This window comes from Caloranaerobacter sp. TR13, from assembly GCF_001316435.1.
Lineage (GTDB): Bacteria > Bacillota > Clostridia > Tissierellales > Thermohalobacteraceae > Caloranaerobacter.
Genome location: NZ_JXLL01000009.1, coordinates 1 through 18,705, shown reverse-complemented (window position 1 = coordinate 18,705; position 18,705 = coordinate 1). Strand labels below are relative to the sequence as shown.

General features: G+C 30.4%; 16 protein-coding genes. 15 read left to right on the top strand and 1 reads right to left on the bottom strand.

Annotation, left to right across the window (positions count from 1 at the left end):
- The first annotated feature begins 211 nt into the window (after window positions 1–211).
- From TR13x_RS07410 to TR13x_RS07375, 8 genes are all read left to right on the top strand, one after another.
- On the top strand, window positions 212–982 hold the full coding sequence (locus tag TR13x_RS07410; RefSeq protein WP_242851743.1) for a LytTR family DNA-binding domain-containing protein: 771 nt from the start codon (window positions 212–214) through the stop codon (window positions 980–982).
- 155 nt (window positions 983–1,137) lie between these two features.
- Window positions 1,138–2,796 (top strand): carbon starvation protein A, encoded by a 1,659-nt coding sequence (locus TR13x_RS07405; protein ID WP_054871284.1) that lies wholly within the window; start codon window positions 1,138–1,140, stop codon window positions 2,794–2,796.
- 286 nt (window positions 2,797–3,082) lie between these two features.
- Window positions 3,083–4,393, top strand: coding sequence for a nucleobase:cation symporter-2 family protein (locus TR13x_RS07400; RefSeq protein ID WP_054871283.1), 1,311 nt, complete (start codon window positions 3,083–3,085; stop codon window positions 4,391–4,393).
- Window positions 4,394–4,544: 151 nt separating this feature from the next.
- Window positions 4,545–4,949 (top strand): NUDIX hydrolase, encoded by a 405-nt coding sequence (locus TR13x_RS07395; protein WP_054871282.1) that lies wholly within the window; start codon window positions 4,545–4,547, stop codon window positions 4,947–4,949.
- Between the two features lie 30 nt (window positions 4,950–4,979).
- A complete protein-coding gene (whiA, locus tag TR13x_RS07390; RefSeq protein WP_054871281.1) occupies window positions 4,980–5,972 on the top strand; it encodes a DNA-binding protein WhiA in 993 nt (330 codons plus the stop codon).
- On the top strand, window positions 5,941–6,207 hold the full coding sequence (locus tag TR13x_RS07385) for an HPr family phosphocarrier protein (RefSeq protein ID WP_054871280.1): 267 nt from the start codon (window positions 5,941–5,943) through the stop codon (window positions 6,205–6,207). Before whiA ends, TR13x_RS07385 begins: the two co-directional genes overlap by 32 nt.
- A gap of 261 nt (window positions 6,208–6,468) precedes the next feature.
- Window positions 6,469–7,767, top strand: coding sequence for a DRTGG domain-containing protein (locus tag TR13x_RS07380; protein ID WP_054871279.1), 1,299 nt, complete (start codon window positions 6,469–6,471; stop codon window positions 7,765–7,767).
- A 59-nt stretch (window positions 7,768–7,826) separates the two neighbouring features.
- Entirely contained in the window at window positions 7,827–11,312 is a 3,486-nt protein-coding gene (locus tag TR13x_RS07375; protein ID WP_054871278.1) for a DNA polymerase III subunit alpha, read from the top strand.
- Here the strand turns inward: TR13x_RS07375 and TR13x_RS07370 are convergent.
- The gene (locus tag TR13x_RS07370) at window positions 11,309–11,746 is read right to left on the bottom strand and encodes a hypothetical protein (RefSeq protein WP_054871277.1); all 438 of its coding nucleotides are present in this window, start codon (window positions 11,744–11,746) and stop codon (window positions 11,309–11,311) included. The genes TR13x_RS07375 and TR13x_RS07370 overlap by 4 nt on opposite strands.
- A gap of 293 nt (window positions 11,747–12,039) precedes the next feature.
- Between TR13x_RS07370 and pfkA the strand changes: the two genes are divergently transcribed.
- The 7 genes from pfkA to TR13x_RS07335 form a co-directional block, all read left to right on the top strand.
- Window positions 12,040–12,999 (top strand): 6-phosphofructokinase, encoded by a 960-nt coding sequence (pfkA, locus tag TR13x_RS07365; protein WP_054871276.1) that lies wholly within the window; start codon window positions 12,040–12,042, stop codon window positions 12,997–12,999.
- Window positions 13,000–13,017: 18 nt separating this feature from the next.
- Window positions 13,018–14,775: a pyruvate kinase gene (gene pyk / locus TR13x_RS07360; protein ID WP_054871275.1), complete on the top strand. Its 1,758-nt coding sequence runs from the start codon at window positions 13,018–13,020 to the stop codon at window positions 14,773–14,775.
- 144 nt (window positions 14,776–14,919) lie between these two features.
- Window positions 14,920–15,339, top strand: coding sequence for a thioesterase family protein (locus tag TR13x_RS07355; RefSeq protein ID WP_054871274.1), 420 nt, complete (start codon window positions 14,920–14,922; stop codon window positions 15,337–15,339).
- A gap of 16 nt (window positions 15,340–15,355) precedes the next feature.
- On the top strand, window positions 15,356–15,751 hold the full coding sequence (locus TR13x_RS07350; RefSeq protein WP_054871273.1) for an FxsA family protein: 396 nt from the start codon (window positions 15,356–15,358) through the stop codon (window positions 15,749–15,751).
- 10 nt (window positions 15,752–15,761) lie between these two features.
- A complete protein-coding gene (locus TR13x_RS07345) occupies window positions 15,762–16,778 on the top strand; it encodes an aldo/keto reductase (RefSeq protein ID WP_054871272.1) in 1,017 nt (338 codons plus the stop codon).
- Between the two features lie 122 nt (window positions 16,779–16,900).
- On the top strand, window positions 16,901–18,262 hold the full coding sequence (rlmD, locus tag TR13x_RS07340) for a 23S rRNA (uracil(1939)-C(5))-methyltransferase RlmD (RefSeq protein ID WP_054871271.1): 1,362 nt from the start codon (window positions 16,901–16,903) through the stop codon (window positions 18,260–18,262).
- 81 nt (window positions 18,263–18,343) lie between these two features.
- Window positions 18,344–18,705: transposase (locus tag TR13x_RS07335; protein ID WP_242851740.1), on the top strand; the 362-nt coding region annotated here is incomplete at its 3' end.

The following is an 18,705-nucleotide window of genomic DNA, read 5'->3' as shown; positions in this document are numbered from 1 at the left end:
TGCACCTCATTATTTACCGAGTATTTAGAAAATTAAAAAGTATTTAATTATTATTATAACATTAATATTTAATAAAGAATAATTTTACTATTATATTAGTTTAATAGTATCATACAATTTGTTGAACCTTGAAGTATTCTGTAAATTTTTATAAAATGGAGTAAAATATATTCATAAAATTCGAACAAATTAAAAGGAGTTGTTTATTGTGATGGACAAACTGAAAATTTTTATAGTTGATGATGAAGTTCCTGCTCGCCAAGAACTCAAATATCTGTTAGAAGAGAATTTTAAAGATAGGGTTAAGGTAGTTGGGGAAGCTGAGGATGGTTGGTCGGCTTTAGAAAAAATAAATGAGATGAACCCTGATGTAATATTCTTAGATATTAAAATGCCAGAAATCAGCGGTCTTGAGGTTGCACAGATTATAACTGAAAAAAACTCATCAATAAAGATAGTTTTTGTAACAGCATTTGATGAATTTGCTTTAAAAGCTTTTGAAATAAATGCAATTGATTATCTAGTTAAGCCAGTTTGTCTATCTAGATTAAGAAAGACTATTTTAAGATTGAATGATAGTAAAAATACTACTAAAGATTATGAAAAGAAAATAGAAAAACTTATTTCTAAAATAGAAAAGTTATACAACTATCAGCAAATAGAAAAAATACCTTGTGAAGAATATGGAAAGTTTATTTTGATTAAACGAAGTGAAATTTGCTATTGTATGGCTGAAAATGGAAAATCTTACGTATGCACAAAAGATAAAAAATTAAAAACTTTTTATTCATTGAAAGAGTTAGAAAATAAGTTAGGTTTATTTCGTGCTCATAGGAGTTATTTGGTAAATTTAGATTATATTAAAATGGTACAGCCTTTATTTCATGGTTCATTTTCACTAATATTAAATGATGGCTTTGAAACTGAAATTCCTGTAAGCAGAATTCAATCAAAAAAATTACGTGAAATCCTCCATTTATAAATACTTATATATAGCTATTCATTTTAAAATATTACTACTTAGCCGTATTTTTTTACCATTGGTAGGTAAAATATTGACGATAAGTTCTGAAATTTCAGATAATTAAGTTGTAATATATTTAGCTATAAAAATATAATTTAAGGGGGAATTATTAAATGAATTCTGCTTTACTAATTGTAATTGCTATTGCTTGGTTTTGGGCTGCTTACAAGTGGTATGGTACTAAAGTTGAAAACAAATTAGTTAGCCCAAATGATGATTTGTCAACTCCTGCTTTAGCAAAGAACGATGGAGTTGATTTCTATCCAAGTAAGGCTATGATTTTATTTGGGCATCATTTTTCATCAATAGCTGGTGCTGGTCCAATTCTTGGTCCAATTGCTGCAGTTGCTGCTTTTGGATGGGGCGGTACTATTTTATGGATATTTTTAGGAACTGCTTTTTTAGGTGCAGTGCATGACTATCTTTCACTTATGATATCAGTAAGACATGAAGGTAAATCTATACCAGAAATTGCACAGACTGTTATTGGCAAAAGAGCTAGAAACTTGTTTTCTATCTTTGTATTAATAACACTAATTCTTGTAGTAGCTGTATTTGGTTTTGTTGCTGCTAAAACATTAATGTCAACTCCACAAGTAATAATACCAACTTTTGGATTAATTCCTGTTGCAATGATATTTGGTTATATGGTTTATAAGAAGAATACACCTCTTACAATTAGTACTATAGTGGCATTAGCGAGTTTATTCTTTTTAATTTGGCTAGGATATAAAATTCCTATTTCATTACCTTTTGAAGCTCATACTAGTTTTGCTATTTGGTTCATTTTATTAATGGGTTATGGTTTAGTTGCTTCAGTATTGCCTGTATGGATGCTTTTACAGCCTAGAGATTATATTTCTAACTGGATATTAATAATAGGTTTAGCCCTAGGATTAATTGGGACTTTAATTTCACATCCAACTATAAATGCACCTGCATTTACTGGTTTATCTAGCAAAAGTGGACCAATTTGGCCAATGCTATTTATTATGGTAGCTTGTGGTGCAATTTCAGGTTTCCATTCATTAGTGGGAAGTGGCACTACTTCAAAACAGTTAGCTAAAGAATCTGATGGTAAATTGGTTGGATATGGTGCAATGTTGGTTGAAGGTGTTCTTGCTACTTTAGCATTATTAGCAGTAAGTGCAGGTTTGTTCTGGAATGCACCTGCAGGAATGGAACAGTTTGGATTCTTTAATATTTTGAGTGATGGAGGACCGATTAAAGCTTTTGGTGTTGGTTATGGAAGATTAGTAGAACCTTTACTTGGTGTATTTGGTATGTTATTTGGTATAACAATGTTAAAAACTTTCGTTATGACGACTTTAGATACAACTATTCGTTTAGGAAGATTTATTGCTTCTGAACTTATAGGTCCTAAAGTACCTGCTATGAAGAATAGATATGTTGCATCATTATTTATTGCAATTCCAGCTTTTTATCTAGGTTATACAGGAACTTATAGCATAATTTGGCCTATGTTTGGTGCATCTAATCAGTTAGTTGCTGCATTAGCTCTACTTGTTATAACAGCTTATCTTGTAGGGGTTAAGAAACCTACAAAATATACATTGTATCCGGCGATATTTATGATAATTACAACTTGTGGTGCTTTGGTATATCAAGGATACCATCACTTATTTGGAGACAAACCAAACTATGTACTAGGAATTACTTCTATTGTATTATTAATTCTTGCAATAGTGGTGGCAGGAGAAGCTAAGGATATATTAACTAAATCTAAACAAACTGATAGTAATGTAGCATAGATAAATTAAGGGTGGATTAAATCCACCCTTTTTTGTATATAATTGTAAAAATACAACAATTATAAATAATTAACAAAAAATAACACATTTTAGCCACTAAAAATTAATTTTTTTATAATTTTTATACAAAAACATAGCTTTAAAATTTATTAAATTAAGATTGTAAATGTTATTATAAAAAAACATAGATGAAAAAATAAAATCCCATTTATATAAAGACTACAAAGGAATTAGATAAAACAAAAAGAAGATATATATTATTTTAAAAAGCATATGGGGGGATTTTATGGAGACAGATACTAAAGCTATCATTAAAGAAGAGATAACTTATAAGATTGATGACAAACCACCACTTAAAATTGCAATTCCTTTAGCAGTACAACATTTACTTGCAGCATTTAGTGGGATAGTAGCTGTTCCATTAGTTGTTGGTGGAGTATTAGGATTACCTTTTGATCAAATGACTTTTTTAGTAAATGCAGCACTTTTTATGGCTGGTTTAACAACTTTTATTCAAGCATATGGAATTGGTCCTGTAGGAGCTAAATTACCATGTGTAATGGGAACTGATTTTACGTTTGTTGGGCCTTCTATAGCTGTAGGAAGTACATTAGGTCTTCCAGGTATATTTGGTGCAACTGTAGGAGCATCATTTGTTGAGATGATATTAAGTAGGTTTACTAAGAAGTTATTGAAATATTTTCCACCTGTTGTTACAGGTACAGTTGTTACATTGATAGGTTTAACAATATTACCTGTTGCTGTTGACTGGGCTGCTGGAGGATATGGTGTAGCTGATTATGGAAGCTTGAGAAATATATTTTTAGCATTAACTGTAATGGCAATTATAATTGTACTAAATCAGTGGGGAAAAGGATTTACTAGGTCAGCAGCTATCTTAATAGGTATTATTTGTGGTTACATAATTTCAATTCCTTTTGGTTTGTTAGATATAAGTAAGTTAACTAGCGCTTCATGGCTGGATTTTCCAACACCAATTCGATATGGTATTAAATTTAGCATTCCAGCTATAATAGCTTTTATACCAGCTTATTTAGTTACTACAGTGGAAACTGTTGGTGATTTAATTGCTGTTGCAGATGCTAGTGATCATAAAATAACAAGTGATGAATTATCAAGAGGTTTGTTATGTGATGGTGTAGGTAGTTTTCTAGCAGGTATTTTTAATGCGGGACCAAATACATCTTTTAGTCAGAATGTAGGGATTATACCTATTACTGGTGTAGCAAGTAGATTTGTAGTTATGATTACTGGCATAATCCTTATGTTAGCAGGTATATTTCCAAAGTTGGGTGCTTTAGTTGCTATTATGCCTAACCCTGTATTGGGTGGAGCAGGGATAATTATGTTTGGTATGATAGCATCTTCAGGGATTAAGATATTGAAAAATGTTGAATTTACAAGAAGAAATATGTTAGTAATTGCCATTTCTTTAGGATTGGGCTTAGCAGTAGTTGTAAGACCAAATATATTGCAATATTTTCCTTCAGCTGTTAAAACTGTTTTAGAATCAGGTATAACTACAGGTACTTTAACTGCTTTATTACTCAATATATTATTACCAAAGGACTTATAGAGTATGTAAGCTTGTTGCTTACATGCTTTTTTATTTTCTAGCTAATACCCAAGATATTTTGTTAAAAGTGTAATTGAAAGGACTATATTATGTGTTATAATAAATATAAATATTATTTTTATCTTCTGTTTTTGCTAGGAGAGTGGCATGTATGAGAGAAGAGATTAGTGCAGGTGGGGTGGTGTATTTTGGGAATGCTATCCTACTACTTCGAAAATATAATGGCGATTGGGTATTACCTAAAGGAAAAGTAGAAAATAATGAAAAACTTAAAGAAGCTGCTACTAGAGAAGTATTTGAAGAGGGTGGAGTTAAAGCAGAAATAATAAAGTATTTGGGTAAAATAAATTACTCATTTAGACATATAAGTGAAAATGAAGAAATAGTTAATAAAACTGTGCATTGGTTTTTGATGGTTGCAAAAAATATGGAGTGTATACCTTTAAAAAAAGAAGGGTTTATAGATGCAAGGTTTGTTCATATGAATAGAGCTACAGAACTTGCTAAGTATGATGATGAGAGAAAGATTATTATAAAAGCGATAAAAGAAATGTAATATTGATTAATTTATAGGAGTAGATGTAAAATGTCATTCTCGTCTAAAACTAAAAATGAATTATCAAGATTAGAAATAGATAATAAGTGTTGTATTATATCAGAACTGGCAGCTCTTATACGTATGAGCGGCTCTATACAAATAATGGGTTTAGGAAAAGTAAATATTAAATTTGCAACAGAAAATGCTGCTATAGCTAGGAGAATTTTTACTTTATTAAAAAAATTGTATAATGTGCAGTCTGAGGTTATGGTTAGAAAAAATAGACAGTTGAAGAAGAATAATAGTTATTTGATGGTTGTAAATAATGCATATGAAGCGAAGAGAATATTGGAAGATACGGGTATTTTTGCAAAGGATGGCATAAATCATTTTGAAATAAATTATGGGATACCAGAAAAACTAATAGAAAATAGATGTTGTAAAAGAGCATATATTCGAGGAGCCTTTTTAGGAGGAGGTTCTTTAAGTGACCCTGAAAAAACATATCATTTAGAGTTTGTAACTAATAGTGCCAAACATAGCGAAGATTTATGTGAATTGATAAATTCTTTTGGCTTAAATTCAAAAATTGTTACTAGGAAAGATAATTTTGTTGTATATATTAAAGAAGGTGAACAAATAGTTGATTTACTTAATATAATAGGTGCACATAATGCATTATTAAAGTTAGAGAATATTAGAATACTAAAAGATGTTAGAAACAATATAAATAGAATAGTAAATTGTGAAACTGCTAATTTAAGTAAGACTATTAATGCAGCATTAAGGCAGATAAAAAATATAGAATACATAGATAGAACTATTGGCATTGATAAATTACCAGAGAACTTAGTAGATATTGCAAGATTAAGACTGATTAACAAAGAAGCAAGCCTTAAAGAATTAGGGCAGATGCTAGATCCTCCTATAGGCAAGTCTGGTGTAAACCATAGACTTAGAAAAATAGAACAAATAGCAGAAGAACTAAAAAAAGAGAGGGGGGAATTAGATGGAAAAGAGGACTATTATAGTAAAAAATAAAACAGGATTACATGCTAGACCAGCAGCACTATTTGTGCAAACAGCTGGAAAGTTTTTAAGTGAGATTACTGTAAAAAAAGATGACAAAGAAGTCAATGCAAAAAGTATAATGGGAATAATGGCTTTAGGAGTTTCTCAAGGTAATGAAATTACAGTAATAGCTAGAGGTGAAGATGAAAAAGAGGCTGTAGAAGCTTTGGTAGATTTATTAGAAAATAAGCTAACAGAAGAGTAGGAGGGTCCTACTCTTTTTTGTTTTTTAATTAACTAGTAATGTATTATTATTTCCATCAAGGTCTGTTATAAGGGTTTTATATTATAGTAAGGCATATAAATTGGTAAAATCAGCAGATGTTAACATAATGTTTGAGAATTTAAAAGTAATAATAGAATTGTTGATGATATAAAGTAATAGATTTTTGGTATAATTAAGATAGTGATTTAACACTATCTTTTTTTCTATTCAATTTCTACACCCTTAAGGAGCGTTGATTAGATGACTAAACATGAAAGAATAATTAAATATATAGAAGAGTTAGAGGTTGGTTCAAAAATTTCTGTAAGAAGTATTGCACAGCAATTAGATGTTAGTGAAGGTACAGCTTATAGAGCTATAAAAGATGCAGAGAGTAGAGAACTAGTTAAAACAATGCCGAGAGTAGGGACTGTGAGAATAAAAAAAGTAGAAAAGGGTAACATTGAAAAATTATCCTTTGCTGAAGTCGTTAACATAGTAGAAGGCTCTATACTTGGAGGACATGAAGGAATTCATAAAATGTTAAATAAATTTATAATAGGAGCTATGACTATAAAAGAAATGGAAAAATATCTACAGCCTGGTAGTTTAGTTATAGTTGGGGATAGAGAGGAAGTTTATGAGGAAGCATTAAATAAAGGTTGTGCGATATTGATAACAGGTGGGTTTGGATGTAGCGAACGTATAAAAGAAAAAGCCAACATAAAGAAACTACCTGTAATAACAACAGCTTACGATACATTTACAATAGCCACTATAATAAATAAGGCTATATATGAAAGAAAAATAAAGAAAGATATTTTATTGGTTGAGAATATAATGGACAAGAATCCACCATATATGTTTGAGTATCAAAATATTGGTGAATGGAAGCAAAATGTAATAACACGCAAATTAAGCAGCTTTACAATTGTTGATAAAGATATGAATGTAGTTGGAGTAGTAACTCCTAAAGATGTTACTGGTATTGAAGATAAAGTATTTTTAAAAGAAGTAATGACCAAAGAACCAATTACTTTACCAAGAACAACTTCGGTTGCTTATGTTTCTCATATAATGACTTGGGAAAACATAGAAATAATTCCTATAGTAAAAGGCAGGAAATTAATAGGAGTTGTAAATAGACAAGATGTAATTAAAGCTTTAAGGCATATGAAAAGTCAGCCACATATAGGTGAAACTGTAGAAGATATGATTATCGATAATTTTAGTTTGGAGATAATGAGTAATGGATTAAAATTTAAAGGAGAAGTTATGCCGCTAATGCTAAATCAGCTAGGGGCTGCAAGTTGTGGTACAATGGCTATGGTTATGGCAGCAGCAGGCTCAATCACTCTTAAAGAGAAGAAACATTATGATGTATTTACTGATAGTTTTATGGTATATTTTATAAAACCTTTACAGGTTGACAACAAAATTGAGATAGTTACAGATATAATAGATATGGGAAGAAATTTTTGTAAGGTTGATATAGAAATTTTACACAATAAGGGTGTAGTAGCCAAAGCAATGATGTCAGCAAAAATTTTGAAAAAATAAGTTTTGAAGAATAGCGAATAACGAATGATCAAAGACGATATTTATAAGGATGTGTTAATATGGAAAGCACTAAAAAATTTGTTCATTTACATGTTCATACTGAATTTAGTTTATTAGATGGAGCAGCTAGGATTAGTAAACTTATGGATAGGGTTAAGGAGTTAGGAATGGATAGCATAGCTATTACTGACCACGGTTCTATGTTTGGTGTTGTAGAGTTTTATAAAACTGCATTTAAAAAAGGAATAAAGCCAATTATTGGTTGTGAGGTATATATTTCTAGAGGCAAGTATACAGAAAAGGACCCTAATAGAGATAAGTTTCAATACCATTTAGTTTTACTTGCTGAAAATAATGAGGGATATTCCAATTTAATCAAGATAGTTTCAGAAGGTTATGTAAATGGATATTATTATAAGCCGAGAGTAGATTCAACTATATTGAGTAAATATAGTAAAGGTATAATAGCTTTGAGTGCTTGCCTTGGTGGGGAAATTCAGTATCATATACTTAACAATAATTATAAAAAAGCTAAAGAAGTAGCACTTAAATATAGAGAAATATTTGGTGAAGATAATTTTTATTTAGAACTTCAAGACCACGGAATGAAGGATCAGAAATATGTAAACCATGAGTTAATTAGATTGAGTAGAGAGACTAACATACCACTTGTTGCTACTAATGATGTTCATTATATTAATCAAGATGATGCTAAAGTGCATGATATTCTCTTGTGTATACAAACAGGTAAGACAATTAATGATAAGGATAGAATGAGATTTCCAACTTCTGAATTTTATTTAAAATCACCTGAAGAGATGTCGAGTCTATTTCCAAATATACCTGAAGCAATTGAAAACACAGTAAAAATAGCTCAAAGGTGTAATGTAGAGTTTGATTTTAATACTTTACACTTACCTAAGTATAATGTACCTGAAGGATATACTAATTCACAATATTTGAGAAAATTATGTTATGAAGGACTTAAAAAGAGATATAAGGTAATTACAGATGATATAAAAGAGAGGCTTAACTATGAAATAAATATTATAGAAAATATGGGTTATGTTGACTATTTCCTGATAGTATGGGACTTTATCAAATTTGCAAAGGATAATGGGATAATGGTAGGCCCTGGTAGAGGTTCAGCAGCAGGAAGTTTAGTTTCTTATACTCTAGGAATTATAGATATAGATCCTCTTAAATATGGTTTGATTTTTGAGAGATTTTTGAATCCTGAAAGGGTTACCATGCCTGATATAGATATAGATTTTTGCTATGAGAGAAGAGAAGAAGTCATAAGCTATGTTATAAATAAATACGGAGAAGATAAGGTAGCACAAATAGTAACTTTTGGTACTATGGCAGCAAGAGGTGCTATAAGGGATGTTGGTAGGGCCTTAGATATGCCTTATGGAGATGTAGACTTTATAGCCAAACAGATACCAATGGAATTAGGTATAACTATAGATAAAGCTTTAGAGACTAACAATAAGTTACTTAACTTATACCAAGAAGATGAAAAAGTAAGAGAGCTAATCGATTTGGCAAAAGCTGTTGAAGGAATGCCGAGACATACTTCAATACATGCTGCAGGAGTAGTTATTTCAAAGGAACCTATAACAGAATATGTTCCTTTGTCAAAAAATAATGATTCAATAACTACTCAATTTACTATGACTGAGCTTGAAGAACTAGGACTTCTAAAAATGGACTTTTTAGGTCTTAGAACGCTTACAGTAATTAGAAATGCTATTCAGTTAGTTAAACAAAACTATGGAATAGAAGTAGACTTTTCTAATTCTGATTATGATGATAAAAAAGTATATGAAATGTTTAGCAAAGGTGAAACCTTAGGGGTATTCCAGTTCGAAAGTTCTGGTATGAGGCAATTTCTTAAAGAATTAAAGCCTACATCATTCGAAAATATAATAGCAGCAAATTCACTATTTAGACCAGGTCCAATGAAGCAGATACCAAAATACATTGAAAATAAGAATAATCCTAGTAAGATAAAGTATGCTCATCCAAAACTCGAGCCTATATTAGGAGTAACTTATGGCTGTATGGTTTATCAGGAACAAGTAATGCAAATAGTTAGAGATATTGGTGGCTTTAGTATGGGACGGTCAGACCTAGTTAGAAGAGCTATGGGTAAAAAGAAAATGGACGTAATGGAAAGGGAGAGGAAGCATTTTATATATGGTAAGTTAAATGAAAATGGAGAAATTGAAATTCCTGGGGCAATAAGAAATGGTGTAGATGAAGAAACAGCAAATAAGATATATGATGAAATGATAGATTTTGCGAAATATGCATTTAATAAATCACATTCTGCAGCATATGCTGTTTTAGCATATCAAACAGCGTGGCTTAAATGTTATTATCCAGTTGAGTTTATGGCTGCTTTAATATCAAGTGTTATGGGAAATACAAATTCAGTTTCATTATATATACAAGAGTGTAAAAGGCTTGGTATTGAAATTTTGCCACCAGATGTAAATGAAAGTTATAGTGATTTTACGGTTAATGGAAGAAAAATAAGATTTGGACTAGCTGCTGTAAAAAATGTAGGAAGACCTGCTATCGAAGCTATTATTAAAGCAAGAGAATCAGATGGGAAATTTAAAAGCTTTACAGATTTTTGTAAGAGAGTAGATTTAAATTTTGTAAATAAAAGGACGGTAGAAAGTTTAATAAAATGTGGTGCATTTGATTCGCTAGGATTAAAAAGAGCACAGCTTTTGGCAGTATATGAGAGAATTATAGAAAGCATACATCAAGATAAGAAGAGAAATATTGAAGGACAATTTTCATTGTTTGAAACTATTTCTAAGTCTGATAAAGAGATTTATACAGATGATTTACCAGAGATAGCAGAATTTCCTGATAAAATACTTTTATCTATGGAAAAGGAGATGCTGGGTATATATATAAGTGGTCATCCATTAGCATCTTATGAAAAAGAATTAAAAAAGATCTCAAATATAACTACAAGTGAAATATATGAATTTTTAGAAGGAACTGAAGAAGAAAACAGAAGTTTTAAGATTACTGATGGTAAAGAAGTTGTAATTGGAGGCGTTATTACAAGTAAAAAGAATAAAATAACCAAGAATAATAACATTATGGCTTTTGCTACATTAGAAGATTTATATGGTTCTATAGAGCTAATAATTTTCCCTGCAACTTATGAGAGATATTCAAATTATATAAATGAGGATAGTTTGGTAATAGTAAAAGGAAGATTAAGTATACATGAAGAGGAGGAGCCTAAAATTATTTGTGATAGTTTTAGACCCCTCACTAAAATGAATGTAGAGAAACTATATTTAAAGGTACCTAGAAATAAATCTTTGAGTGTGCTAAATGAAATTAAAATCATACTTTCTAATTATACAGGTAATGTCCCTGTATATGTATATTTAGAGAATAAGAATAAAACAATAATGGCAGAGAGGAATTATTGGGTAGATATAACAAATGACAAATTACTAAATAATTTAAAGAAACTATTAGGGCAAGATTGTGTTAAAGTTTGCTAGAGTAGTTTTATTAAAGATGCTGATGCTATTACACATATTATTTCATCAAGAAATGTGTTTATATTATTTTTATATAAGATATCTTTAAGTACATCATTTTTGTAATTTATTAAATATGAAAAGTATGTTACTGCTTGTGGCCCAAACTGATTAATAACACCTGTAGCTAATACTTTGTCTAAGTCGAATAATTGGTCGTTTCCAGAAATGATTTGAGAGAGAGGTTCAGGTAGTAAGTTATTTTCTGTATAGATATCTAATATAACTCCTAGAGTTATGTAATCTTGAATTTCTTTAATAGATAAAATGTTTAATATGGATTGTTCAATATCATCAGCGTCTGTTGAATCTATTTTTAGGCATTCAGTTAGTTTAATAATATCTTTTATTTTAATTCCTCTACTTTCTAGTAGTTCAAGAACTGCATTTTTCAAGATAATCCCTCCTAATAAAATTAATTGAATAAATAATAGTTATTAGATAGCAGCTTGTTTTTGATAATTTCAAAAGTATATAGATTAATAGAATGCTGTTTTTAGTGTGAAACTCTATTTTATATGTTATAATATGTGTGTTGGTTTTATTTGGTGCAATAAATTTATAAAACATATTGAAATATATAATTAGTTAGGGTACAATAGAAAATTATAATGTTAGTAAAAAATAATTTTTATGATATCTGGGACATTTTATGACCATGATGGTAGAAAAGTGAGGAGGTAGTAAAATGAAAACTATAGGTGTTTTAACAAGTGGCGGAGACGCACCTGGTATGAATGCTGCAGTTAGAGCAGTTGTAAGGACAGCTATATACAATGGGCTTAAGGTAATGGGAGTAAAACAAGGATATAATGGGCTTATTAGTGGTAATATTGAAGAAATGAACCTATCATCTGTAGCAGACATTATACATAGAGGAGGAACTTTTTTAAGAACAGCTAGATGTGAAGAGTTCAAAACTGAAGAAGGTAGAAAAAAAGCTCTTACAGTTTTAAAAGTGTTTGGAATTGAAGGTCTAGTAGTTATAGGTGGAGATGGTTCATTCCAAGGAGCAAAAAAATTAAGTGAGCTAGGCATTCCTACAATTGGTATTCCAGGTACTATAGATAATGATTTGGGGTATACTGATTATACAATAGGTTTTGACACAGCAGTTAATACAGTTTTAGATGCAATTAGTAAAATAAGAGATACATCAACTTCTCATGGTAGAGCAGTAATTGTAGAGGTTATGGGTAGACATTGTGGAGACATAGCTTTATATGCAGGGCTTGCTGGAGGAGCAGAAAGTGTTATTGTTCCTGAAGAAGGTTTCAATATAGACGATGTATGTAAGAGATTAATTCAAGGCAGAAATAGAGGGAAATTGCACAGTATAATTTTATTAGCAGAAGGTGTAGGCAAAGCTTATGAATTAGGTGAAGAAATTCAAGAAAAAACAGGTATAGAGACTAGAGTTACTGTTTTGGGACATATTCAAAGAGGAGGAAGCCCAACAGCTTTCGATAGGATTTTAGCAAGTAAAATGGGAGCTAAAGCTGTAGAATTATTGTTAGAAGGTAAATCAGGTAGGGTAATAGGTGTTAAAGGAAATGAGTTATTTGACATGGATATTGATGAAGCACTTGCATTAGACAAAAACTTTGATAAAGATATGTATAATTTGACTAAGATACTTTCAATATAATAACGGGAGGTTATGCAAATGAAACGCACAAAAATAGTTTGTACAATAGGACCTGCATCAGAGAATGAAGAGGTTTTAAGACAACTTATTTTAAATGGTCTAAATGTTGTGAGATTAAATTTTTCTCATGGCGACCATGAAGAACATAAAAAAAGAATAGATTTGGTTAAGAAATTAAGAGAAGAATTAGATATGCCAGTAGCTATTATGTTAGATACTAAAGGACCAGAGATTAGAACTGGTAACTTTGAAAAAGGAGTAGAGGAATTAAAAGAAGGCCAAGAATTTATTCTTACAACAAGAGATATTTTAGGTAATGATAAGATTTGTAGCATTACTTATAAAGGATTACCTAATGATGTAAAAAAAGGCGATACTATACTTATAGATGATGGACTAATTGGTCTAGAAGTTGTAGATATCATAGATGGTACTGATATAAAATGTATTGTAAAAAATGCTGGAACAATTAAGAATAAAAAAGGAGTTAACGTACCAGGAGTAAAAGTAAATCTTCCTGCTATAACTGAAAAAGATAGAGCAGATATAGAATTTGGTATCGAAAATGGAATAGACTTTATAGCTGCTTCATTTATTAGAAAAGCTGCAGACGTTATAGAGATAAGAAAAATTTTAGAAGAAAATAATGCAGAACATATACAAATTATTTCAAAAATAGAGAACCAAGAAGGCGTTGACAATATAGATGAAATTTTAGAAGTTTCTGATGGTATAATGGTAGCAAGAGGAGACCTTGGGGTTGAAATACCAACAGAAGAAGTACCATTAGTGCAAAAAATGATTATTAGAAAATGTAATGAATTAGGTAAACCTGTAATTACAGCAACTCAAATGCTAGATTCAATGATAAGGAATCCAAGACCAACAAGAGCAGAGACTACTGACGTAGCAAATGCTATTATGGATGGAACTGATGCAATAATGTTATCAGGTGAAACTGCAGCAGGTAAATATCCTGTAGAAGCAGTTAGAACAATGGCTAACATAGCAAAGAGAACAGAAGCTTCTCTTGATTACAAGGCGATTTTAAGATCAAAAACTATGGGCAAAGACATTACAGTTACAAATGCAATAAGTCATGCTACTTGTGCAACAGCTGAAGATTTAGGGGCTACAGCTATAATAACAGCAACTTCATCAGGATATACAGCAAAAGCTGTGTCAAAATTCAGACCAAGTGCTCCAATTATTGCAGCTACACCAAATAAGCAGGTTATGAGAAGATTAGCTATAGTTTGGGGAGTGTATCCAGTATATGCTCAGCATTCTGGTTCAACTGATGAAGTAATAGAATTATCTGTAAAAAGTGCACTTGAAAAAGGCTATATAAATAATGGTGATTTAGTAGTTATTACAGCTGGAGTTCCTGTTGGAGTAGCTGGAAGCACAAACCTAATTAAAGTACACATAGTAGGAGATGTAATATTAAAAGGTACTGGTATAGGTAATAAAGCTGCAATTGGTAAAGTATGTGTAGTACAAAACGCAGAAGAAGCTGAAAAGAAGTTTAATGATGGAGATGTTCTAGTTACAGTAAATACTGATAGAGAAATGGTTAAATATATGGAAAAAGCTGCTGCTATTATAACAGAAAAAGGTGGATTGACTTCACATGCAGCTATTGTTGCTATCAATATAGGAAAACCTGTAATAGTAGGAGCAGAAAATGCAACTAAAGAATTAAAAGATGGAGAGACTATAACTGTAGATAGTATAAGAGGTTTAGTATATAAAGGAAAAACACAAGTACTATAATGTAAACAAAAAAGTAGTGGCGATTTTTTGCCACTACTTTTTTGTTTTTAGCAGGAATATTTAAATATTTTAGAGGATAATAGAATTTTTTAAAGAATAAAATATTTAAATAGAAATATTATATACATATACTGGAGGGGTTCAATGGTTAATGAAACAGTTATCAGAGTAAGATATGGTGAAACTGACCAGATGGGAGTTGTGTATCATGCAAACTACTTTGCATGGTTTGATATAGGAAGAACAGAGTTTTTTAGAGGAATTGGAATGGAGTATAAAACACTTGAAGAAAAAGATGTACTTTTGCCAGTAATTGATGTAGGATGTAAATATATCGTTTCAGCAAAATATGATGATGAGATAATAATAAGAACAAGGGTAACTGAGCTAAAAGGAGTTAGGTTAAAGTTTAATTATGAAATAGTCAGGAAAAACGATATGACTAAATTAGCTGAAGGTTATACAGCTCATGCTTTTGTCAATTCTGAATTAAAACCTATTAATTTCAAAAAGAAATTTAAAAACATATGGGAAATGTTAAAAAAATCAATAGAAAATTATTAGGTATTAGGAGGTAGTTATGTTTTTTAAGCTAATTTTACTTTTTACAATAACGCCGATAATCGAGTTATTTTTGCTATTACAACTATCAAAAGTGACAAGTGTGTGGACTACTATTGGTATTGTGTTAACTACAGGTATAGTAGGTGCATATCTTGCTAAAAGTGAAGGTAAGTTAGTTTTAAGTAAGATCAGAACTGAACTAAACTATGGAAGAATACCTGGCAACGAACTTCTAAATGGACTTTGTATTTTGATAGGTGGTGCATTATTATTAACTCCAGGTTTAATAACTGATACATTGGGTTTTGTATTAGTAATACCGGGTACAAGAGAGATATTTAAGAGTATCTTAAAAAGAAAATTTAAGAAAATGATTGAATCAGGGAATATATATTTTCACTTTAGAAGATAGGAGGTTAAATATGCATAAGAGAAGACTTGGGAGAACAAACTTTGAAGTTTTTGTAATAGGTTTTGGAGGTATTCCAATTCAGAAAGTAAGCAAGGAAGAAGCCATAGAGTTAATTATGACTGCAAATAAACAAGGAATAAACTTTATAGATACTGCTCGTGGATATGGAAAAAGTGAAGAGTTAATAGGTTATGGCATTGAAAAATGCGGAAGAGATAAATTTATAATAGCGACTAAATCACCAGTTAGAGATTATGAAGGAATGAAAAAAGAAATAGAAACTAGTTTGAAGTTATTGAGAACTGATTGTATTGATTTATATCAATTACATTTGGTTAGAACAGAAGAGCAATATAAAATGGTTATGAGTGAAAATGGGGCATTAAGAGCTTTAAAAGAAGCAAAGTCTAAAGGACTTATAAAAGAAATAGGAATTACAAGCCATGATGTTCATATATTAGAAAAAGCTATAGAAACTGGAGAGTTTGCTACTATTCAGTTTCCATATAGTCCAGTTGAAAGACAAGGTGAAAAATTATTTGAAAGAGCTAAAGAGTTAGATATAGGAGTAATTATTATGAAACCTGTAGCTGGTGGGGCAATAAGAAATGTTAGTCTTTCATTAAGGTTTATAATAGAAAATCCTAATATTTCAGTAGTAATTCCAGGAATGGACAAAATAAATCAGGTTATTGAAAATAGTAGTGTAGGAAAAGATGTAAGGCCTTTAACAGATGAAGAAAGAGCAGTTATAATAAAGGAGGCCGAAGAATTAGGTAGTGAATTTTGTAGAAGATGCGGATATTGTGCTCCATGTCCTCAGGGGATAGATATACCTACTCAATTTGTATTAGAAGGTTATTATTTAAGATATGACTTAAAAGACTGGGCTAAAGAAAGATATCAAAAATTACAGTACAAAGCTAGTGATTGTATTGAATGTGGACAATGTGAACCTAAATGTCCTTATGATTTACCAATAAAGCAAATGCTTAAGCGCGTATCAAAAAATTTTAGTGACGATTAGAAAAATAAAATTTTGTTAATAATATATAGATAGTTTGATATAATAAGGGCATACTGATTCTAATTTATCGGCACACCATGGGTGTGTTTTCTTTTTAATTATATTTAGGAAGGAGTTAAGGAATGAGTGTAATTAAATTGAATGAAATATATGAAGTGAAAATAGAAGATATTAATCATAAAGGTCAAGGAGTAGCTAAAATAGAAGGGTTTACTGTATTTATAGATGGAGGATTACTAGGAGATAAATGTAAAGTTAAGTTAGTAAATATAAAGAAAAATTATGGAGTTGGAGAGATTGTAAGTATAATAGAACCTTCAACAAAAAGAATTATGCCTAAATGTAAACTTAGTTATGCTTGTGGAGGTTGTCAAATACAAGGACTTGATTATCAAGAGCAATTAAAAATAAAAACTAATAAGGTGAAAAATGATATTAAAAAGATTGGACATTTAGAAGATGTTGTAATACATGATACTTTGGGTATGGATAACCCTTATAGATATAGAAATAAAGCACAATTTCCTGTAGGAAGGAAGAATAAAAAAGTAGCAATAGGTTTTTATAAAAGAGGAAGTCATGAAATTGTTGATACGAATTCATGTATTATACAGCATGAAGTGAATGACAAGGTAATAGAGTTAATTAGAGCATATATGAAAACATATAACATAAAGCCTTATGACGAAAAAACAGGAAAGGGCTTAATTAGACATATACTTACAAAAACTGCATTTAAAACTGGAGATGTAATGGTTGTAATTATTACAAATGGCCAAAAACTGCCGTATAAAGACAAATTAATAGAAATTCTTAAAAGTAATATAGTAAATTTGAAAAGTGTAATACAAAACATAAATACTAAAAAGACTAATGTTATTTTAGGAGATAAAACAAAGGTATTGTTTGGTACTGAAAAAATTATAGACTATATAGGAGATTTAAAATTTAATATATCAGCAAAATCATTTTTTCAAGTAAATCCTATGCAGACAGAAGTACTTTATAATAAGGCTTTAGAGTATGCACAGCTTGAAGGAGATGAAATAGTATTTGATTTATACTGTGGTATAGGAACAATTTCTCTATTTCTAGCCCAAAAAGCAAAGAAAGTATATGGAATTGAGGTTGTAAAGGAAGCTATAGTTGACGCTAAGGAAAATGCTAGGATAAATGGTATTGAAAATGTTGAGTTTTATGAAGGTACAGCAGAAGACATATTTCCAAAACTATATAATCAGGGTATAAGAGCAGATGTGGTTGTAGTTGATCCTCCTAGAAAAGGGTGTGACAAAGAAGTATTAGATACAATAGTTAAAATGTCACCGAAAAGAGTCGTGTATGTATCATGCAATCCATCTACATTAGCAAGAGATCTAAAATATTTAGACCAAAACGGATATAAAACTATTGAAATACAGCCAGTAGACATGTTCCCACATACTATGCACGTGGAGTCAGTAGTATTGATTAAAAGAAAATGACACAAGGGGACGGTTCTTGTGTGTTGTTTGATGTTGTTATCACCTTTAGTTTGTGATAAGCTTAACTAGAGGTGATTTTTTATGCCAAGGAAAAGAAGAGAAAAAAGTAGCACGGGAATATACCATGTGATGCTTAGAGGTATAAATGGACAAGTAATATTTCATGAAAATGAAGATTATGAGAAATTAATCCAAACATTAAAAGAGTATAAAAAGGTATGTGAGTATGAAATATATGCTTTTTGTCTTATGAGTAATCATATACACTTACTAATAAAAGAGGGAAAAGAAGATTTGGGGATTGTTTTTCGAAGAATAGGAGCAAGATATGTGTATTGGTATAACCGGAAATATAATAGAAGTGGACATTTATTTCAAGATAGGTATAGAAGTGAGGTAGTAGAAAACGATAAATATTTTATGACAGTACTGAGATATATACA